Genomic DNA, 19,714 nt, shown 5'->3' on the forward strand with positions numbered 1-19,714 from the left:
GCCTTGTGGAGTACGATCCGAACCATCAGCGGCGAGGGTTTGGCCTTGTGGAGTACGGTCGGTGCCATCAGCGGCGAGGGTTTGGCCTTGTGGAGTACGGTCGGTGCCATCAGCAGCCAGGGTTTGGCCTTGTGGAGTACGATCCGAGCCATCTGCGGCGAGGGTCTGGCCTTGTGGGGTGCGGTCCGAGCCATCCTGAGTGATCAGGCCTTTTTCTTTCAGGCGATCATTACCACCTTCGGCGACGGTCTGGCTGAACACCGAGTGGTTTTGTTTCACTTGTGGAGTGGCCTGGTCAGCCGCTGGCAGGGCAAAAGCAGTGCTGGCCAGCATCGAGAGTGTAAGGCTGAGCAGTAGTTGGCGTTTCATGATTATTTTGCTCCTTGGGGGTGCGAATAAGTGGGTACGAGAGCAATGCTACTCTCGATAAATCGATATGAAAGTTCATAAACGCAATGGTAATAATCAATGGAATTGATTGTTTGCTGCGGAGGCCCTAGGCCGGGCGTTTCCGGAGAATTGTCTTTCGCTTTTATGGGTATTTTCGACCCACCTATGACGTGCAAAAGTGCAGGTCCGGTAACGCAGGCAGACTGGCTGGTCAGTATTGGACTGGATGAATCCGGCGAAATCGGTCTATCGATTAAACCTGCCGGGTTTTTATCAGTCGTAGTTTTCATGGTGGGCCGTTTGCGGCTCACCGTTTCACATGTGCGTCGCAGTCAGGGCGCTCAGTCGTATCAGGAGCCCCGTGCAATGACGCGCACTCAAAAGACGTTGGTCTGGACCCTTTCCACTTTCCTTACCTTATTGATGGTGCTGGTGCTGATCATCGTGTTCTTCGACTGGAATCGGATCAAACCGCCACTCAACGCCAAGGTTTCCGAAGAGCTGCACCGCGCTTTCGCCATCAACGGCAATCTGTCGGTGGTCTGGCAGCCCGAGCCCGATGAAAGCGGCTGGCGCGCCTGGGTGCCGTGGCCTCATGTGGTGGCCGAAGACTTGAGCCTGGGCAATCCCGACTGGTCGAAACAGCCGCAGATGGTCACTCTCAAGCGGGTGGAACTGCGTATTTCACCCCTGGCATTGCTGGCGCAGCGAGTGGAGATCCCACGTATCGATCTCACCGAGCCCAATGCCCAACTGCAACGCCTGGCTGACGGGCGCGCCAACTGGACCTTCAAATTCGACCCAAAGGACCCGAACGCCGAGCCTTCGAGTTGGGTGCTGGATATCGGTGCGATCGGCTTCGACAAGGGCCACGTCACCCTCGACGACCATAGCCTGAAGACACAACTCGACGTGCTGATCGATCCGTTGGGCAAACCGATTCCGTTCAGCGATATCGTTGGCGACAAAGCGGCGAAAGCTGCGCAGGAAAAGGGCTCGTCACCCCAGGATTATGCGTTCGCCCTCAAGGTCAACGGCCAGTACCACGGCCAGAAACTCGTGGGCCAGGGCAAGATTGGCGGGCTGTTGGCGTTGCAGGACGCGGCACGGCCGTTTCCGCTTCAGGCACAGGTGAAGATCGCCGATTCCAGCGTTGAACTGGCCGGCACCCTGACCGATCCGCTGAACCTTGGCGCCCTGGACCTGCGCCTGAAACTGGCCGGCACCAGCCTGGGCAACCTCTACCCGCTGACCGGTGTGATCCTGCCGGACACGCCACCTTATGCCACCGACGGCCATCTGATCGCCAAGTTGCACGAGGTGGGTGGCGCAGTGTTCCGCTATGAGGAATTCAACGGCAAGATCGGCGAAAGCGACATCCATGGCAATCTGACCTACGTGGCCAGCCAGCCACGGCCAAAACTCAGCGGCTCGCTGTTGTCCAATCAATTGCTGTTCGCTGACCTGGCACCGCTGATCGGTGCCGACTCCAACGCCGAACAGAAGGCCCGGGGCGGTGACAGCAAACAACCGGCGGACAAAGTGCTGCCGGTCGAAGAATTCAAGACCGATCGCTGGCGCGATATGGACGCCGATGTCGAGTTCACCGGTAAGCGCATCGTGCACAGCGAAAAACTGCCGTTCAACGACCTCTATACCCATCTGGTGCTCACCGACGGCGTACTCAGCCTCGAACCGCTGCGTTTCGGTGTGGCCGGCGGCAATCTGGATGCGCAGATTCGCCTGAACGGGCACACCGATCCACTGGAAGGCCAGGCCAGACTCACGGCGCGAGGCTTCAAGCTCAAGCAGTTGTTCCCCGGTTTTGAACCGATGAAAACCAGTTTCGGTGAGCTCAATGGCGACGCTGATCTCAGCGGGCGCGGAAATTCGGTGGCCAAACTGCTGGGCAGCGCTAATGGCAATCTGAAAATGCTGATCAACGATGGTGCCATCAGTCGCGAATTGATGGAGCTGGCGGGCCTGAACGTCGGCAACTACGTGGTCGGCAAGATCTTTGGCGACAAGGAAGTGAAGATCAACTGCGCCGCCGCCGACTTCGGCATCCAATCCGGCCTGGCGAGTACCCGCTTGTTTGTGTTCGACACCGAGAACGCCATCATCTACATCGACGGCACGGCGAACATGGCGACTGAACAACTGGACCTGACCATCACCCCGGAATCCAAGGGCTGGCGCCTGATTTCATTGCGCTCGCCGTTGTATGTGCGCGGCAAGTTCATCAAGCCCGATGCCGGGGTCAAGGCCGTACCGTTGATGTTGCGCGGAGCCGGGATGGTGGCGCTGGGCGTGATCGCCGCACCGGCCGCAGGTTTGCTGGCGCTGGTGGCGCCAAGCGGCGGCGAGACGAACCAGTGTGCGCCTTTGCTGGAGCAAATGAAGGCGGGCAAGGCGCCGAAGACCGTCAAAAACTGAATTTGTTGGTGAGCAGAGTTCAAGCGCCCAGACTCCGGGTCGCTTGAACGGCCTGCGAGGCTTGATTTTTCAACTCAATCCGGTGGGTGCATGGATTTGCAATAACTCCGTTTCCATCCTCTTACCCAGTTTCTTCAGGACGTCATCTCTTACGCGATTGTATTGGCGCCCATCCAGCAAGGTACTCATTAGCCAAACATTGGTCTTGTGTTCGTTGGTGGTGTTCAAAACCGGCTGGTCGAGAATATCTATTGCAATCTCTTGGGCTGTTTCGAGCGCCACTTGCAGGGTTACCACGGTTTTATCGTTGCGAATAATCGTCAGCAGAACAGCCGTTGAAACCAATATATCCGTGGTGGTGTTGCTCACAGTAGCGTTTCTTTGAAGTTTCTCGACGATTGTCCTGATCGCTGGCGAATCACTCTGGAGATTGACCAATTGAGCCAAAGCATTAGCGAGCGCTTGCCGTTCATCTTGTGGCAGGGCACTCCCGGCGCTTTGCTCAACAATATTCAAGAGATTACTGTTTTCAAACTCGAGTTGCTGATTCGCCCGGCTATTGACAGTCCAGCCAATTTTTTGAACGGTGTCTGTATAAGTGGGCCAGGAAACTTCACGGTTTTTGCTTTTTTTTTCTGCCACCAACTCGCCTAGCAGACTGGAGGCTAGAATGTCTTTTTTAAAACTGTCGGTGTGCGAACCACAGAAAATTGTTATGTTGCCATTGACCAGCCAGGTATCAATTGTTGTTTCTTTCATATTTTGACCTGCGCGCAGTGGGTGCGAAAAGTTGTTTAAATCGGCGCGCTATGGCCGATTTAAACATGTCAGTGGCTGTTAGAAGTCAGGCAGGTCTTCAATGAATTTCTTACCGCTGTCGCTGAACTTCTTGTACAGGTCGCCACGCAGGCCGGAAAAAGTCTTAGTGTCCAGGTAAGTGCGCACTGCGCCCGTTTTTATCGTGGTTGACTGGCGGGTCGATTTCCAGAACAGAATGCCGCGGGTGCTCTCCCTTGCATCCAGGGCGATGCAGTTGAGGACCATGTTTGGTTGCCCGCCGTTATCAAGCCAGATCGGTGCGATATCGAATTTTGCCTGAGTGCCCAGCTTGGAGTTGCGGTCAAAAATCTGAATGGCACCGGGATTTTTCTGTACTGCCTCAACGGCCTTTTTCGCAACGTCAGCCAGAGTTTTAGCAGCATTGCTGCCGATCAATCCTGCTGTCACTTCCAGGGCCACCTGATCCATCGTCAGGCCAACGCGCTTGATTGTGACTTCCTGGATGTTCCTGTTTTGAGTCACCCAGCCTAGTTTGCTCAGGCCGTCAACATAGTAGCGATACCATTCAAAGAGTTGCGCGTCTCCGGGGAAGAGTTTGGTAGCGGCGTTCTGCATGACCAGTTTGCACAAGTTGACGTCGTCGATGGTGTCTTGCGAAACACCGGGCAGAAACGCATCGATGGTGCCAGGCATTACACTGGCGGTGGGTTTGTTGACGTCATGTTCGGGTTGGTCAGAGAACGTACTAATGACAGGTGTCGAGCGTTGCGTGATGATAGGGAATGTTGGCAGGGAATCAATAAATTCGAGTCGTTGTTCAAGTAGCATGAAAGTAATCCTTTACTTGTTGGTGTGAACAGCCGGCTGGCTGTGGCTGTTAGAATAAGTATGTGGATTTTAAAGTCTAGTTGTGGATTGTAACTTCAGGTTTTAGTTGTGTTTGGTGTTTGGTGTTTGGTGTTGTTTTAATGCATGTGGTGAACTTAAGTTGTTGTTCAACTTGAAAGCACTTGAGCGGTTGTCGAACCTTGATCAGCGCACCGCATGCCCGGACAACAACGCTTCTTCACGCAACCACGCAAAAAAAGCCCGAACCGGTGGATGTCGCTCACGCCCCGGTACGCACAGTGCGCTGTAGCCGGCGCCATCGACCTGGGCTTCCCCCCGATACGGCAACAACAGACCACTGGCCACGCTCTCCGACACCAGAATATTGCTTGCCAATACCAGGCCTTGCCCGGCAATCGCCGCTTGCAGGGCGTAATGCTCTTCGTCGTATTCGCGCACGGCGGGCCGGCCGCTCAACCAGGTTTCGCCGGAGCGAGCGCACCAGGCCTCCCAGCCGTGGGCATAGAGTTTGGAGTTGTGCCAACGCACGCTGATCAGCGTCGGCGCGCGACTGGCGGCCAGGGCCACTTGTTCAGGCGAACCGTAGACGCCGAAGGATTCGTCGAACAGGCACTGGCCGTACAGGTTGGGGTAATCATCGAGGCTGTAGCGCAGCACCAGGTCGACACTGGCGTCCTGATGCAGGTCGATGACTTCGCAGTGGGTATCGAGGCGCACGTTGATGTTCGGGTGACGGGCGTAGAAGCGTCCCAATCGTGGTACCAGCCACAGGGCGGCGAAGGCGGCGGTGGTGGAGACCGTCAGGCTGGCGCTGCTGCGTTGTGGGCGCAGGGTATCGACACTTTGCGCCACTTCCAGAAAAGCCCCGTGCAGGCTCTGAAACAGCCGTTCGCCGCATTCGGTCAGGCGCACCTGGCGTGGCAGGCGCTCGAACAACGGCACGCCGAGCCAGCTCTCCAGGGAGCGGATCTGGTGGGACACCGCCGTCGGGGTGACGGACAGTTCTTCGGCGGCAGCCTTGAAGCTCAACAGGCGTGAGGCGGATTCAAAGGCCCGCAGGGCGGTCAACGGCAACGAGGCAAACATTGAACACTCCATGGATGAAATGGATTCATCCGGACTGATTTCTGCTCATTTGAACGAGGACGCTGGTGAGCTGCAAGCTGCAAGCTGCAAGCTTCAAGTTGCAAGCCACAAGCCGTTTGAGTTTAGCCCTGAGGAGAGACAGATGAGTAGAATTCTTGCTGTTCACGCCAGCCCACGTGGTGACCGTTCGCACTCCCGGCGTTTGGCCGAAGTGTTTCTGTCGGCCTGGCAGGCCCGCCATCCACACTCGCAGTTGACCCGACGCGAAATCGGTCGTGCCCTGATTCCGCCGGTAAACGAGGCATTCGTGGCCGCCGCGTTTTACCCCGAGCCCGACGCCCGGCCACTGTCGATGCAGGCCGACCTGGCACTCAGCGATGAACTGGTTGGCGAGCTGCTTGGCCACGATGTGTTGCTGATATCCACGCCGATGCACAACTTCAGCGTACCGAGCGGCCTCAAGGCCTGGATCGATCAGATCGTGCGGGTGGGGGTGACCTTCGATCACAGCCTGGACAATGGCGTGGCCCAGTACGAGCCGTTGGTACAGGGTAAAAAGGCCCTGATCATCACCAGCCGTGGCGGCTTCGGTTTTGGCCCGGGCGGCGAACTGGAAGCGATGAACCATGCCGACACGCTACTGCGCACGGTGCTCGGATTCATCGGCATCACGGATGTCACCGTGGTGGCTGCCGAGGGCGAAGAGTCCGCCGAGCGCAGCTTTGAGATCTCTGCCGCCGAGGCAGAGCAGCGCTTGTTGGCGCTGGCCGGGGAGTTCTAGATGGCCTGGCTGTTTCTGCTGGTCGCCGCCGGGTTCGAAGTCACCTTCGCCATGGGCATGAAGTACGCCGAGGGCTTCACCCGGCTCTGGCCTTCACTGGTCACCGTGGTGGCCGCTGTGGGCGGGATCTACTTCCTGACCCTGGCCATGCGCGAGTTGCCGGTGAGCATCGCGTACCCGATCTGGACCGCCATCGGTTCGCTGGGCACGGTGTTTCTCGGTTTCGCGCTGCTGGGTGAAAGCCTGACCGTGATCAAGCTGGTCTCGGTCGGGCTGATCGTGGCAGGCGTAGTGGGGTTGAAGTAGGGCGGATGACATAGACTTGTCGCTGAGTTGTCATCTTCGCTGGCGATGCTTGGCGGATGTCTTGCATCCCGCCTTGCGTCACCGTCCGACCACAAGGATGTCCGCCCATGTCGCAAGGTTCTGCCCCGCGCTACCCGCTGGTGCTGGTCCCGGGAATGCTCGGGTTCATCCGGTTGGTGCTTTATCCGTATTGGTACGGGATCGTCGAGGCGTTGCGCCATGGCGGTGCGGTGGTGTTCGCCGTGCAGGTCTCACCGCTCAATTCGAACGAAGTGCGCGGCGAGCAATTGCTGGCGCGCATCGACGAAATCCTGCGGGAAACCGGGGCCGCCAAGGTCAACCTGATCGGCCATAGCCAGGGCTCGCTGACCGCCCGTTATGCAGCGGCCAAGCGTCCTGACCTGATTGCTTCGGTGACCTCGGTGGCGGGGCCGAACCAAGGCTCGGAGCTCGCCGACTACCTGCACGAGCATTACCCCCATGACAGTGTCCGTGGTCGTCTGCTGTGCTTTTTGCTGCGAATGGTCAGCACCCTGATGGGGTGGCTGGACACCGGTTACCGCGGGCCGAAGTTGCCGGTGGATATCCATGCGTCCCATCACTCCCTCACCAGCGCAGGCGTTGCGCTGTTTAACCAGCGTTATCCACAGGGGCTGCCCGAGACCTGGGGTGGTCACGGGCCGGAAGAGGTCAATGGCGTGCGCTATTACTCCTGGTCCGGCACGTTGCAACCGGGCATAACGGATCGGGGGCGCAACCTGCTGGACGGCACCAACCGCAGCTGTCGGTTGTTCGCCAAAACCTTCGTCCGCGAAGTCGGGCATTGCGACGGCATGGTCGGGCGCTACAGCTCGCATCTGGGCACGGTGATTGGCGATGAATATCCGCTGGATCACTTCGATATCGTCAACCAGTCGTTGGGGCTGGTGGGCAAGGGGGGCGACCCGATCCGGTTGTTTGTCGAGCATGCGGCGCGGTTGAGCGCGGCAGGGCTTTAGACCGCCACAAAAAGCTAGGAGCGGCCCAACACCGTCGTCCAGCGCTCGGAAACAATCACTCCACCCAAGGTCAACACCCCGCCCACCAGGTGATACAGCGCCAGCTGTTCATGCAGCACCACCGCCGCAATCAATGCGGTAATCAGCGGCAGCAAATTGAAAAACTGCGTGGTCCGGCTCGGCCCCAGACGCACCACGGCCTGCATCCACGCCAGCGGCGCGACCATCGAAGCCAGCAGGCAGGCGTACAGCACCAGCGGAATGTTTTGCAGGGTCGGGCCGACTTTCGGCGAGGCGATGAACAATGGGAACAGCACCACCACGGCCACCAGCACCTGTAGATACAGGAGCACCAGCGGCGGCAGTTTCAGTTGCCATTTTTTCAACAGGGTGCTGTAGACCGCGTAGGCCAGGGTGGCGATCAGCATCATCGCGTCGCCCAGGTTGACCCCGTGTTCGAGCAATGCGCCAAGGCTGCCGGACGACACCACCACCAGAACGCCGGCGAATGACAGCACCGCACCGGCCAAGGCGCCCATGGTCAGGCGCTGGCCGAGGCTGATGATCGCCATGGCAAGCGACATCAGCGGCATCAGTGACAGGATGATGCCCATGTTGGTAGCCGAGGTCAGGCTCGCAGCGAAGTACGCCAGGCTTTGATAGACCGCCATGCCGAGAACGCCGAGGACAAAGATCTTGCCCAGTTTCGGGCGGATCAGCGGCCAATGGGCGAGCATCGGTTTGAGCATGAAGGGCGTGAACAGCAACCCGGCCAGTAGCCAGCGGTAGAAACCGATCTCGGCGGGGAAGATCGCCCCGGCCGACATTTTGGTGATCACGGTGTTGCCGGCCCAGATAAAAATGGCCAGCAGGGGATAAGCGTATTGCATCGGGAAAAACCAGAACGTTAATGAAGGGCAATTATCCGCTTGTCTGGATGCAAGCCTATACTTCAATCCAGACAACCGGCCCCTGATGACGGACAGCATGAGCAGTAAACACATCGACCTGCTGGATTTCAGCGAACTGCCGTCGGCGGTGTACTTCCGCTACGCCGATTTCGACGCCCACGAATACGCCGCGCCCCATCGACATCCGTGGGGGACGCTGGAATACGCCGCCCATGGCGTGCTGCACATGGACGTCGAGGGCAGCCGTTTCATGTCACCGCCGCAATACGCAGTGTGGGTGCCGCCGCAGATCGAGCACAGTTTCTACAGCCACCAACCGGTCAACTACCGTGCGGTGTGCCTGGCACCCAAAGTCTGCACCGATCTGCCGCCGCGGGCCTGCACCCTGGCCATCAGCGACATCCTCAAGGCGATCCTCAAGGACTTCGCCGCCCGCGACGTGAAAATCCCCGATCAGGCCGCCGACCAGCGTCTGGCCCAGGTATTGGTGGACCAGTTGCAACAGGCTCCGGTGCACGAGTGCTACCTGCCTTATGCCAGCAGCCCAAGGTTGCTCGGGATCCTGGAAGCGTTGCAGGCCGAGCCAGGGGATAACCGGCCGCTGTTGGAATGGGCCGCACGCATCCATGTCAGCGAGCGCACCCTCGCGCGGCAGTTCGTGCGGGAACTGGGCATGAGTTTCGGTGAGTGGCGTCAGCGCCTTCGTTTTCTGGCAGCGATCGAGGCGCTGGATAGTCAGCGCAGCATTCAGGAAATTGCCTTCGACATGGGCTACAGCACCGGCTCGGCGTTTATCGCGATGTTCCAGCGCCAGGCCGGATGTACGCCTGAGCAGTATCGCCGCAGCCATTTGGAGAACAGGAAGGTGTAACAGGGGTTGTCTACACTCCAGTACAAGGCCGCGCCCCTCGGCGTGGCGACCAGGAGAAAACTCCATGAAGATGATGCGTGCCCCTTTGTTGATGATCGGTTTGCTGCTGTGCTCCCAGGGATTTGCCGCCAATACGGCCCAGCAAGAGAAGATGACCACCTGCAATGCCGATGCTACGGCTAAAAGCCTCAAGGGCGACGAGCGCAAAGCCTTCATGAGCACCTGCCTGAAGGCGACTCCGGCGGCAAACGATGCCGGTAAGGCCTTGACCCCACAGCAAGAGAAGATGAAGACCTGCAACGCCGACGCCGCCACCAAAGCCCTCAAGGGTGACGAGCGCAAGGCATTCATGAGTGATTGCCTGAAGAAAAAATAAACCCGGTTCAGGAACTGTGGGGGCTGTGTTGGCCCCATCGCGAGGCACTGCAATCATCCAGAACCCCCACTAAGGTCGCCCCACACAATCCCTAGTGCTCGCACCGGATCGCTGGCAGACTGCCAATCCTTTTTACGCCGTTCGTTTTTGAGGCTGTATGCCAACGTTTTCTCAGCGTCAAGTCTTGCTGGTCATCAGCTGGGTCATCATTTTTGGCGGGCTACTGCTGGTCCTGCCGCTACGGTTGCTGCCCAGCCTGCTCGCCGGGCTGCTGGTGTTCGAACTGGTCAACATGCTCACCCCGCAACTGCAACGGCTGATCGAAGGCCGGCGCGCGCGCTGGCTGGCGGTGGCGTTGCTGGGGACTCTGATTGTCAGCGTGCTGTCGCTGATCTTTGCCGGTGCCTTCAGCTTCCTGCTGCACGAGGCGGAAAACCCCGGCGCGTCCCTCGACAAGTTCATGGGGGTGGTCGACCGCGCACGCGGGCAACTGCCACCGTTCATCGACGCCTACCTGCCGGCCAGTGCCGCGGAGTTCCGCGTGGCGATTGGCGAGTGGGTCAGCAAACACCTCAGTGATTTGCAATTGGTGGGCAAGGACGCGGCGCACATGTTCGTGACCTTGCTGATCGGCATGGTGCTGGGTGCGATCATTGCCTTGCAGCGTGTGCCGGACCTGACCAAGCGCAAACCGCTGGCTGCGGCTCTGTTCGAACGTCTGCACCTGCTGGTCCAGGCGTTTCGCAACATTGTGTTCGCCCAGATCAAGATTTCCTTGCTCAACACCTTCTTCACCGGGATTTTCCTGGCAGTGATCCTGCCGATGTTCGGTATCAAGCTGCCGCTGACCAAAACCCTGATCGTGCTGACGTTCCTGCTCGGCTTGCTGCCGGTGATCGGCAACCTGATGTCGAACACCCTGATTACCATCGTCGGTTTGTCGTTGTCGATCTGGGTCGCTGTGGCGGCGCTGGGTTACCTGATCTTTATCCACAAGCTCGAATACTTCCTCAACGCGCGCATCGTCGGCGGGCAGATCAGTGCCAAGTCGTGGGAGTTGCTGCTGGCGATGCTGGTGTTCGAGGCCGCGTTCGGCCTGCCGGGGGTGGTGGCGGGGCCGATTTACTACGCGTATCTGAAGAGTGAGTTGAAGCAGGTGGGGATGGTTTGATCTGCTTCAGATCTAGCTGTTGATCAAATTGTGGCGAGGGAGCTTGCTCCCGCTGGGGCGCGTAGCGGCCCCAAAAATGGGACTGCTGCGCAGTCCTACGGGAGCAAGCTCCCTCGCCACAGAGATTGTGTTCAGTCCATGGAGCCGTATCGCTTGGCCGCTTCAATCGCCAGACCGCTACCGATACTGCCAAAGATGTTCCCTTCCACATGCCGCGCCTTCGGCAACATCGCCGAAACACTGTTGCGCAGTGCCGGAATCCCGCTCGAACCACCTGTGAAGAACACCGTATCAACCTGATCGACCCGCACATTGGCGTCTGTCAGCAGTTGGGTGACGCTGTTGCGCACCCGCTCCAGCAGGCTGTCGATGGCCGACTCGAACAGTGCACGGCTCAGGTCCACGCTCAGGCCCGCTTCAATGCGGTCCAGTGGCACGTGGCGATTGTCGGCGTGGGTCAGCTGGATCTTGGTTTCTTCCACTTCCATAGCCAGCCAGTGCCCGGCGCGCTGTTCGATCAGCTTGAACAGACGGTCGATACCGCCGGTGTCCTCGATGTCGTAGCGCATGCTGCCCAGGGCCAGTTGCGACTTCTGTGAGTACACCGAGTTGATGGTGTGCCAGGTCGCCAGGTTCATGTGGTGACTGGTCGGCATGTAGGCGCCGCTCTTCATGCGGCTGCCGTAGCCGAACAGCGGCATCAGGCCTTGCAGGCTGAGCTGTTTGTCGAAGTCGGTTCCGCCGATGTGCACGCCGCCGGTGGCGAGGATGTCCTCGTGACGGTTATCCACGCCCCGACGCTCCGGCGACAGGCGCACCAGCGAGAAGTCGGAGGTACCACCGCCGATGTCGACGATCAGTACCAGCTCTTCTTTCTCGATGGTCGACTCGTAGTCGAACGCCGCGGCAATCGGTTCGTACTGGAACGAGACTTCCTTGAAGCCGATCTTGCGTGCCACGTCTACCAGGGTGTCCTCGGCTTCTTTGTCGGCCATCGGGTCATCGTCGACAAAAAACACCGGGCGGCCCAGCACCACTTCTTCGAATTCCCGACCGGCGGCGGCTTCGGCGCGGCTCTTGAGCTGGCCGATGAACAGCCCGAGCAGGTCCTTGAACGGCATTGCCGTGCCGAGGACGCTGGTGTCGTGCTTGATCAGCTTAGAACCCAGCAGGCTCTTGAGCGAGCGCATCAGGCGGCCTTCGTAGCCTTCCAGATACTCGTGCAGCGCCAGCCGGCCGTACACTGGGCGGCGCTCTTCGATATTGAAGAAGACCACCGACGGCAGGGTGATCTTGTCGTCCTCCAGCGCGATCAGCGTTTCCACGCCGGGGCGCAGCCAGCCGACAGTGGAGTTGGACGTGCCAAAGTCGATACCCAAGGCACGGGCTGGAGATGCGTTGTTCATGTCTTTCAGGTTCCGGTTAAAAAACGGCCGCGCAGTGTATGTCAGAGCGCGCCAGATTCGAAGGCCGGTTATCTGCTAATTCTTCGCAGACAATGCCTTGAAAGATGGGTCATCCCCCCCAAACTACCCTGCATCAACCGGACAGCCGCGGGAGTGCTCGCAAGAAGCCCCGCATGCTGCCGATAAACTTCTGCTGCGCCGCCCGGTCACAAACTTGAGATCGGTCAAACCAATGGCTGCAAACAAGCGCATGCTGTGGCCTGTGGCGCGATTCTGATAACGGATGGTGATTCCCTCGATGGACTTCAAAGACTATTACAAGATTCTCGGTGTGGAGCCGACCGCAGACGATAAGGCGATCAAGGCCGCCTATCGCAAGCTGGCGCGCAAATACCACCCCGACGTCAGCAAGGAAAAGGATGCCGAGGCGAAGTTCAAGGACGCTTCGGAAGCCTATGAAGCGCTGAAAAGCGCCGATAAACGCGCCGAATACGATGACTTGCGCCGCTATGGCCAGCACGGCCAGCCGTTCCAGGGACCACCGGGCTGGCAAAGCCGTGGCGGTTTCGGTGGCGGTGGCCAGGACACGGGCGATTTCTCGGACTTCTTCAGTTCGATCTTCGGCAACCGTGGGCCTGGTTTCAGTGGTGGTGGACAGTCGCGTCGCAGTACCGGACGTCGAGGGCAGGACGTGGAAATGGAGCTTGGGGTTTTTCTCGAAGAAACACTGTCGACCGAATCGAAGAAGGTCACCTTCCAGGTACCGCAGTACAACGCGGCCGGCCAGCATGTGAGCAACACCAGCAAGAGCCTGAACGTGAAGATTCCGGCCGGTGTAAGCGACGGCGAGCGTATTCGCCTCAAGGGGCAGGGCGCACCGGGTGCCGGTGGCGGGGCCAATGGCGACCTGTACCTGACGATCCGTTTTGCACCGCACCCGAAATTCGACGTCGAAGGCGAGAACCTGATCATCACCTTGCCACTGGCGCCGTGGGAACTGGCGCTGGGCGCTGAAGTCGCCGTGCCGACCCTGACCGGCAAGATCAACCTCAAGGTCCCGGCCGGCAGCCAGAACGGCCAGCGCATGCGCGCCAAGGGCCATGGCCTGATGAACAAGGCCGGTGAGCGTGGTTACCTGTTCGTGCAACTGAAAGCCGTGATGCCGAAGAAATCCGACGATGACATCAAGGCCCTGTGGCAGGAGCTGGCGAAAAAAGCCGCGTTCGACCCGCGAGAGCATTTCTGATCCCTTAGAACCAAGGAGTCACTGACTATGAGCAGTCCCCTGATCGTTCAACTGGACATGGCAGAATTCTGTGAGGCGGCCGAGCTGTCGGACGTCTACGTGATCGAAATCGTCGAGCACGGCATCCTCGAACCTCAGGGTTCTCAGCCCAAGGACTGGGTTTTCAACGACTACGAGCTGACTCTGGCCAAGCGCGCCGCCAAGCTGCGGCGCGACCTTGACCTGGAATGGGAAGGCGTCGCCCTGGCGCTGGACCTGCTCGAAGAGGTCCAGCAGTTGCGGGCCGAGAACCGGATGTTGAAGCAGCGGTTGGGGCGGTTGGTGGTGGAGTAACTCAAAGAGTGGCACCCAACCTGTGGCGAGGGAGCTTGCTCCCGCTGGGCTGCGCAGCGGCCCCAAACATATCCGGTCAGCGCATTTCAACAGGTTCAGCGCAATTGCAGAGCTTGCGACCGCTTCGCACTCGAGCGGGAGCAAGCGCCCTCGCCACAAAAGCCTCCCCTCGGCAAACGTCTAGACCTTCCTGGTCAACACCACGGTAAACGTCGTGCCATCAATCTCACGGGAACTGACCTCGATCGTCCCCTGATAGTAGTCCCTTTGCCTGAAAAAAAACGACCGCTCATGCCGAGGCACAGGCGGACATGTCGATGGCGGTAGATATATGTTTTTGGCTCCCTGATTTTCGATCACCCGGAGCCTTTTCAGGGGGCTGGCCAAGCAGCTATTTGGACTTTTTTTTCAGATGCGGGTGAATAAGCTGATGGTTCTTTTCTTGTCATCAAGGTGATTCAAAAGTGTCTGATTTGCATGGAAGCAACTCACAGAAAATACCGGATGGAGTGTCCATCGATAGTCACGGGATACATTACCGTCGTGCAAACGACGTGATCCCCGGGGCCATCAAGAATGCGCCGGTGGAGAGGTTGAAGTCCCTGCTGGCGCTCGAGCCGCAAATGCCCGAGTGGTATGGCGGCGCGCGGGAAATCGACCGTCAATACCTCAAGCAGTCGATGGATGAGCGCTGGCGTTTGCAAGACGTGCTGGACCAGACTCAGGGTGACTTGAAGCACGACATCAATGCCTTCGCCGAACCCTTGCTCAAAACGGCTTTGCAGTCGAAATTCAACACGGTCGAGAACTTCAATGAGCTCACCGTACAGCTTGAAGTGCCGAGCACGATCATTTTCGGCATCGATACCGGGGCCAGTCGTGTCCGCCAATCCACGTTGCTGGAAGCAGCGCTGCACAACTTCGAAGAGTCCGAGGCCACCGAAGGTGCGTTCCGAAACAGCTCCGGTATTTACCGCAAGGACACTCGAGGCAGTCTCAGTCTTGAACCGGCCATTACCCTCCCAGCGTTTGCAGCCTTGTGCCGAAGCCTGGACATCGGCGGGCAATACCAACGACACATCAAGTCCGTCCTGTTGCCCGATACCCCACAGGCACAGCGAACCTTGCAACAGGATTCGGTGGCCAGTGAAAAGGCGGCCTTCAATGTGGCCGCACTGATTGCCCGATTGAAGGGTGAAATCAGTGACCATGCCTTCGGAAAACTGGGCCAGGTGCGTGAGGGGCGGACAAACATCTCACTGTACGACCAGCCGTTGCATTGTCATCGGTTGTCGCTGATGGGCTTTCGAATGACTGGCATCGTGCTGTTCAGCGCAGTCACTGAGCCATCGCAAGTAAAGCGCGAAGTTGAAGCCTTGACGCCGGCCCTGTTGAGCTTTTGGATAGACTGGTCGCGCCGCCTTTCGGTACTGCCGGGCCAGGAATATGATCGATTCAAACTGCTGCAAGCCTTCTTTGCCAATGGACCGCAAGGCTTGAGTGATGAGCTGTTGCGTCGCGAAGACATATATCAACAGAGTCGATTGACCGGTCCGTTGATCGCCTATGTCCCGGATGATCCAGAGCATCCCCTCAAGGAATATCCGTCGCTGACCGCGTTCATGAAGGAGCTGCTCGGTCAGTTGAGAAACACGGATTACCAGACCTTTTTCAGCCGCTTTGTGGCGCAGAAGGACAAAGGACAGTTTTTCGCCAGGGTCAACGAACGTCTCACGACTTTCACCTGGCACGAGCGCGAGCCGCTCGACATGGGCCCGTGGTGGCGTGAAACAGCGGTTGAAAACCCCGAAGCAGAGCCCATCACCAACCAGGTGATGGGTGATCTGTGGGTGACGCTGTTTCTGCAGCGCCGGGACAAGGCCATTGCCGATGCCAGGCTCATCGCAGTGCCGACCGACGATGAGGATGCCAACGCACGCTTCAAACGCTTGACCGGTTACCTGTCGATCGGCTGGAACGTCTTCAATTTCGCCGCAATGCTGGTGCCCGGACTGGGCGAAGCCATGCTCGGCATCATGGTCGCGCAGATGCTCGCCGAGGTGGCCGAAGGCGTCGATGACTGGAGCAAGGGTGACAAGGAGCAAGCCTCTGCCTACTTCAACGGGGTCTTGATCAATTTCGCGCAATTGGCACTCATGGGCGTCGGACATGTACTGCCCGGCACCGGTGTCGCGCCGATCAAGGTGTCGCCGTTTGTCGAGGGCCTCAAACCCGTGGAGGTCGGCGGCAAGGAGCGTTTGTGGAACCCTGACCTCGGCCCCTATGAACAACCGGTCGTGTTGCCCGATGGATTGAAGGCCAGTGATACAGGGCTGTACCGTCATCAGGATCAGGACCTGCTGCGGCTCGATGACAAATGCTACGCCGTCAGGCAAGACCCGGACACTGGCCGGCACCGGCTTCAACACCCGACTCGCGCCGATGCATATCAGCCGCTGTTGGAGCACAACGGTGCCGGTAGTTGGAAGACGGAACTCGACCAACCGCTCGAATGGGACAAGGGGCAAATACTCAGGCGTCTGGGCGCTTCGGTGGACGGACTCTCCGATGAAACCCTGGAGCAGGTTCTGACCGCCAGCGGCGTGCACGAAAATGTGCTGCGCCGGCTTCACGTCGAACAGGAGACCCCTCCCTCTCTGTTGGCCGATACCCTCAAGCGCTTCAAGGCCCATGCCGATGCGCAAGCCTGCGCAGAGCTGATTCTGGCCAACCGGATCGGCGAGGAATGGGCCGATTACGCCGTGCGATCCATGACCGAAATGGGCGGCTGGCCTGGCGACAAGGCCATTGAAGTCTTCCAGGGGCCGGGACTGACGGGGGCGGCGATCAAGGACGGCTATGCCCAGGCGACACCGGCCAATACGTTGCAGATGACCTGGACTGACCTGCTGGCGGGGGCGCTGCCCGAGCGGGTGGTGGGGTTCCTTGACGAACAGGCGCTTCGAGAACTGCTCGACCAATGGTTATCCGGTGACGCGCAGATGCGTACCGAAGCATTGCGCGAGCAATGGGCGGCACAGATGGGCCAGCGCAAGCGGCAGTTGTTCGACCTTCTGTACAGTCGTCGGACCCGTTCGGACGATCCTTTGGTGAATTTGCTCAAGGAGGATTTTGCAGAGATCTCGATCAGCCAGGCGCAAGAACTGCTGGGTGAGGCGCACCCCTCGGACGTGCAACACCTGAGCGAAAAAAAACGCGTGCCTTTGCGGCTGGCGGAACACGCCCGCAAGGCCGCCGAACAACTGCGGATGACACGGGCCTATGAAGGCCTTTACCTCGACGCCTTGCACAGCGCTGACAGCGCGCGCCTGGAGTTGCACTCCCTGGCGGCCCTGCCAGGATGGCCGGCGGATTTGCGCCTGGAGGTTCGTGAGTATTCATTCGGGGGAGCGTTGAGCGACAGCCTGGGCCCCGTCGACGCGCCGATCCGCAAAGTGCTGATCCTGGATGAGGATGGCAAATACCAAGCGCGGGACGACAGCGATCAACACCTGCACGGCGCGGACAATGTGTATGCCGCGGTGCTGCATGCGTTGCCGGATTCGCAACGAACAGCCCTGGGCTTCGGTATCAACGAGGCTGCGCGGCTGGAGCAAGCGATAAAGGCACGTCCCCTGGACCGTCAGGTGTTTGAGCCGATTCTGCGGGACAACCCGAATTACAAGCCGAGCTACGATCCGACCAGCATGCGCCTGCGCGGCGGCATGCGTGGCTATGCCCGGCAAGCACCGCATGGCATGGGGCTGCGGCGACGGGCTCAGGCACTGTATCCGGATTTTACCTCGGAGGAGATCGAGACGTTGCTGGTGGAGTTCAGCCAGGGCGAAGGTACGGAGCATGAACGACTGGCCCTGCTCGAGACCGAATTCAACCAGTTGAACCGCACCCTGCAACGCTGGATGAACTTGCCGACGCAGTCCTCTCGTTTTACCCCGGCGGGCGTGGCGGAATGGCATGCGCGGAACAATATCTACAAAGCGCTCAGGCAATGTTGGCAGCGCACCGGGCCGGAGGGTATCGAGGCCTCCAGCGTAGTGCGACCACAGGCGTTGAGACTGGACAACATTCCCAGGCTGAGCCGACTGCTGGAAACCCTGCCGAAGCTGGAGGCGAACTTCGACCACGTCACCGCGTTGAGCCTGCGCAATTGCCGGTTGGGCTCCGAGCATCTGTCACTGCTCGACTCTTTTCATGAGGTGCGCTATCTCAATCTGCAAGACAATCTGCTGACGGCGCTTCCGCAGGCGGTGAAGGACATGCGTCATCTCGTTCACCTGCTTCTTGACGGCAATAATATTGAACTGGATTTAGCGGCGGTCGATCGCCTGAAGAATCTGATGCGCCTGACGTCCCTGCGCTTGCGCGGCAACCCGCTGAAGCTCATTCCGAACATCAGCCGAATGCCGCAATTACAGGTGCTGTTGCTGGGCGAAACGGGACTGGACAGCTGGCCTGTCGGGCTGTTTTCGCAATCGCGTCCGCGCAGTATCTATCTTGATCTGAGCGATAACCCGATCAGCCGGATACCCGAGGTCGCGCCCGGTTCATTTCGCGCAGAGATATTGGCGCGCACCGTGATCAGTCGGTCCCCGCGCTGGATCTCGCCGGAGAATCTCGAGATCCTCAAGTCTTACATCGAGTCGGTCGGCATGGACCCGGAGCGTCCTTATCCACCCCGTGGCGTAATCGATAGCGCGGAATGGGGGACGGGTATGTCCGAGCAAGAATGGCAGAAAAAGCAGGAAATCTGGGACGCGGTCGAGGATGAGTTCAATTCAATGCCGTTTTTCAATGAACTCGACAAACTCACAAATTCCGCTGACTTCAAGGCCGGTGGGACCTATCAGACAGAACTGACGACCAAGGTCTGGCGCATGCTCGAAGCCATGGCCCGTGACAGTGAACTGCGCATCAAGTTGTTCAACGAAGCCGCAACACCCACCGAATGCGTGGATGGCGTTACGCAACTGTTCAATGCCATGGGCGTGCAGGTGTTGGTCCACGAAGCTTACGCCCTGGAGCGTGCGGACCTGATCGAAACACAGTTGCTGGAACTGGCCCTGGGCAAGTCCCGGCTCGATGAACTCGCTGCCATTGCCCGTCGCCGGGTGTCAGAGCGGTTGGCGACGGGAGAGCGGTTTCGCCGTTACGACGCCGATGGCGAAGTGACCGGCACCATCGATGAAGTGGAAGTGCACCTGGCCTACATGACCGATCTGGCGGAGCGCCTGGATTTGCCGTGGCAGGCGCGGGGCATGCAGTTTCGCAGCATCGCCGAGGTCAGCAAAGAGATGATCGAGGCAGCGTTCCAGCGGATCAAGGCGCTGGAGGAAGGGGATCTGCTGATCGACCGGATCTTCGAGCAACGGCTCTGGAAAACCTGGCTGGAATCGACTTGCCGCGAGGAATTGAACGGCTTGAAACGCCGGATCGACGCCACCATCGATTTGCAGGATGCGTTGCAGCGCAGGGCCGAGGGTACGCGGCTCACCACTGAGGAAAAGGCTGCGGTGGAGGCTGAAATCAAGGGGCTGTGCAGTGAATTGGATAAAAGTGAAACTGACTTTGCCGATGGCAGGCTGATGACTGACGAGGAATATGTGCAAGCCTTGGATGACATCGATCTGCAGATTACGCAGTTGCTGAAAAAACTGACACAGGAAGCGATGACTCGGGCCAGGCTGGATCGGCTGCGGATTGAATCCACTCAATAGCAACGGAAAAAACAAAGGCCTCTACACGCTGCGTGTGAG

Annotated in this window: 16 protein-coding genes; 10 read left to right on the top strand and 6 right to left on the bottom strand. The window is 59.0% G+C overall.

Going from position 1 to position 19,714, the window contains the following annotated elements; all coding sequences use genetic code 11:
- Positions 1-369, bottom strand: a 369-nt coding sequence (locus VC35_RS10850; protein WP_046039882.1) for a hypothetical protein, incomplete at its 3' end; no start/stop codon positions are given.
- Between the two features lie 387 nt (positions 370-756).
- Here VC35_RS10850 and VC35_RS10855 point away from each other — a divergent pair.
- Positions 757-2,826: an AsmA family protein gene (locus VC35_RS10855; RefSeq protein ID WP_046039884.1), complete on the top strand. Its 2,070-nt coding sequence runs from the start codon at positions 757-759 to the stop codon at positions 2,824-2,826.
- Between the two features lie 69 nt (positions 2,827-2,895).
- Here the strand turns inward: VC35_RS10855 and VC35_RS10860 are convergent, their stop codons facing one another.
- From VC35_RS10860 to VC35_RS10870, 3 genes are all read right to left on the bottom strand, one after another.
- Positions 2,896-3,585 (bottom strand): hypothetical protein, encoded by a 690-nt coding sequence (locus VC35_RS10860; RefSeq protein ID WP_046039886.1) that lies wholly within the window; start codon positions 3,583-3,585, stop codon positions 2,896-2,898.
- Positions 3,586-3,663: 78 nt separating this feature from the next.
- A complete protein-coding gene (locus tag VC35_RS10865; protein WP_046039887.1) occupies positions 3,664-4,434 on the bottom strand; it encodes a hypothetical protein in 771 nt (256 codons plus the stop codon).
- Between the two features lie 204 nt (positions 4,435-4,638).
- Entirely contained in the window at positions 4,639-5,553 is a 915-nt protein-coding gene (locus tag VC35_RS10870; protein WP_185754765.1) for a LysR substrate-binding domain-containing protein, read from the bottom strand.
- A 130-nt stretch (positions 5,554-5,683) separates the two neighbouring features.
- On the opposite strand from VC35_RS10870, the gene VC35_RS10875 reads away from it, so the two are divergent.
- The 3 genes from VC35_RS10875 (at position 5,684) to VC35_RS10885 (ending at position 7,626) form a co-directional block, all read left to right on the top strand.
- Positions 5,684-6,322, top strand: coding sequence for an FMN-dependent NADH-azoreductase (locus tag VC35_RS10875; protein ID WP_046039890.1), 639 nt, complete (start codon positions 5,684-5,686; stop codon positions 6,320-6,322).
- Complete coding sequence (locus VC35_RS10880) at positions 6,323-6,628, top strand: DMT family transporter (protein WP_046039891.1); 306 nt, start codon at positions 6,323-6,325, stop codon at positions 6,626-6,628.
- A gap of 107 nt (positions 6,629-6,735) precedes the next feature.
- Positions 6,736-7,626, top strand: a complete 891-nt coding sequence (locus VC35_RS10885) for an esterase/lipase family protein (protein ID WP_046039892.1) — start codon at positions 6,736-6,738, stop codon at positions 7,624-7,626.
- Positions 7,627-7,640: 14 nt separating this feature from the next.
- On the opposite strand, the gene VC35_RS10890 is transcribed toward VC35_RS10885, so the two are convergent.
- Positions 7,641-8,516 (bottom strand): DMT family transporter, encoded by an 876-nt coding sequence (locus VC35_RS10890; RefSeq protein ID WP_046039893.1) that lies wholly within the window; start codon positions 8,514-8,516, stop codon positions 7,641-7,643.
- A 97-nt stretch (positions 8,517-8,613) separates the two neighbouring features.
- On the opposite strand from VC35_RS10890, the gene VC35_RS10895 reads away from it, so the two are divergent.
- The 3 genes from VC35_RS10895 to VC35_RS10905 all read left to right on the top strand — a co-directional run bounded on the left by VC35_RS10895 (position 8,614) and on the right by VC35_RS10905 (position 10,955).
- A complete protein-coding gene (locus VC35_RS10895; RefSeq protein WP_046039894.1) occupies positions 8,614-9,408 on the top strand; it encodes an AraC family transcriptional regulator in 795 nt (264 codons plus the stop codon).
- 64 nt (positions 9,409-9,472) lie between these two features.
- Positions 9,473-9,784, top strand: a complete 312-nt coding sequence (locus VC35_RS10900) for a PsiF family protein (protein WP_046039895.1) — start codon at positions 9,473-9,475, stop codon at positions 9,782-9,784.
- Between the two features lie 157 nt (positions 9,785-9,941).
- On the top strand, positions 9,942-10,955 hold the full coding sequence (locus VC35_RS10905) for an AI-2E family transporter (RefSeq protein ID WP_046039896.1): 1,014 nt from the start codon (positions 9,942-9,944) through the stop codon (positions 10,953-10,955).
- A 131-nt stretch (positions 10,956-11,086) separates the two neighbouring features.
- On the opposite strand, the gene VC35_RS10910 is transcribed toward VC35_RS10905, so the two are convergent.
- The gene (locus VC35_RS10910) at positions 11,087-12,361 is read right to left on the bottom strand and encodes an Hsp70 family protein (protein WP_046039898.1); all 1,275 of its coding nucleotides are present in this window, start codon (positions 12,359-12,361) and stop codon (positions 11,087-11,089) included.
- A gap of 298 nt (positions 12,362-12,659) precedes the next feature.
- Here VC35_RS10910 and VC35_RS10915 point away from each other — a divergent pair, with 298 nt between their 5' ends.
- The 3 genes from VC35_RS10915 to VC35_RS10925 all read left to right on the top strand — a co-directional run bounded on the left by VC35_RS10915 (position 12,660) and on the right by VC35_RS10925 (position 19,675).
- Positions 12,660-13,607: a DnaJ C-terminal domain-containing protein gene (locus tag VC35_RS10915; protein ID WP_046039900.1), complete on the top strand. Its 948-nt coding sequence runs from the start codon at positions 12,660-12,662 to the stop codon at positions 13,605-13,607.
- A gap of 27 nt (positions 13,608-13,634) precedes the next feature.
- Complete coding sequence (locus VC35_RS10920) at positions 13,635-13,940, top strand: chaperone modulator CbpM (protein WP_046039901.1); 306 nt, start codon at positions 13,635-13,637, stop codon at positions 13,938-13,940.
- A gap of 464 nt (positions 13,941-14,404) precedes the next feature.
- Positions 14,405-19,675 (top strand): dermonecrotic toxin domain-containing protein, encoded by a 5,271-nt coding sequence (locus tag VC35_RS10925; RefSeq protein ID WP_046039903.1) that lies wholly within the window; start codon positions 14,405-14,407, stop codon positions 19,673-19,675.
- Positions 19,676-19,714 lie beyond the last annotated feature (39 nt).

Origin of the sequence: Pseudomonas fluorescens (assembly GCF_000967965.1) — a bacterium.
Taxonomy (GTDB): Bacteria; Pseudomonadota; Gammaproteobacteria; order Pseudomonadales; family Pseudomonadaceae; genus Aquipseudomonas; species Aquipseudomonas grandcourensis.

Bases quoted from the DNA above. Each gene is read 5' to 3' on its own strand.
- VC35_RS10915 (WP_046039900.1), top strand. From the start codon at position 12,660: ATGGACTTCAAAGACTATTACAAGATTCTCGGTGTGGAGCCGACCGCA.
- VC35_RS10875 (WP_046039890.1), top strand. From the start codon at position 5,684: ATGAGTAGAATTCTTGCTGTTCACGCCAGCCCACGTGGTGACCGTTCG.
- VC35_RS10870 (WP_185754765.1), bottom strand. From the start codon at position 5,553: ATGGAGTGTTCAATGTTTGCCTCGTTGCCGTTGACCGCCCTGCGGGCC.
- VC35_RS10865 (WP_046039887.1), bottom strand. From the start codon at position 4,434: ATGCTACTTGAACAACGACTCGAATTTATTGATTCCCTGCCAACATTC.
- VC35_RS10920 (WP_046039901.1), top strand. From the start codon at position 13,635: ATGAGCAGTCCCCTGATCGTTCAACTGGACATGGCAGAATTCTGTGAG.
- VC35_RS10885 (WP_046039892.1), top strand. From the start codon at position 6,736: ATGTCGCAAGGTTCTGCCCCGCGCTACCCGCTGGTGCTGGTCCCGGGA.
- VC35_RS10900 (WP_046039895.1), top strand. From the start codon at position 9,473: ATGAAGATGATGCGTGCCCCTTTGTTGATGATCGGTTTGCTGCTGTGC.
- VC35_RS10905 (WP_046039896.1), top strand. From the start codon at position 9,942: ATGCCAACGTTTTCTCAGCGTCAAGTCTTGCTGGTCATCAGCTGGGTC.
- VC35_RS10910 (WP_046039898.1), bottom strand. From the start codon at position 12,361: ATGAACAACGCATCTCCAGCCCGTGCCTTGGGTATCGACTTTGGCACG.
- VC35_RS10880 (WP_046039891.1), top strand. From the start codon at position 6,323: ATGGCCTGGCTGTTTCTGCTGGTCGCCGCCGGGTTCGAAGTCACCTTC.
- VC35_RS10895 (WP_046039894.1), top strand. From the start codon at position 8,614: ATGAGCAGTAAACACATCGACCTGCTGGATTTCAGCGAACTGCCGTCG.
- VC35_RS10890 (WP_046039893.1), bottom strand. From the start codon at position 8,516: ATGCAATACGCTTATCCCCTGCTGGCCATTTTTATCTGGGCCGGCAAC.
- VC35_RS10860 (WP_046039886.1), bottom strand. From the start codon at position 3,585: ATGAAAGAAACAACAATTGATACCTGGCTGGTCAATGGCAACATAACA.
- VC35_RS10855 (WP_046039884.1), top strand. From the start codon at position 757: ATGACGCGCACTCAAAAGACGTTGGTCTGGACCCTTTCCACTTTCCTT.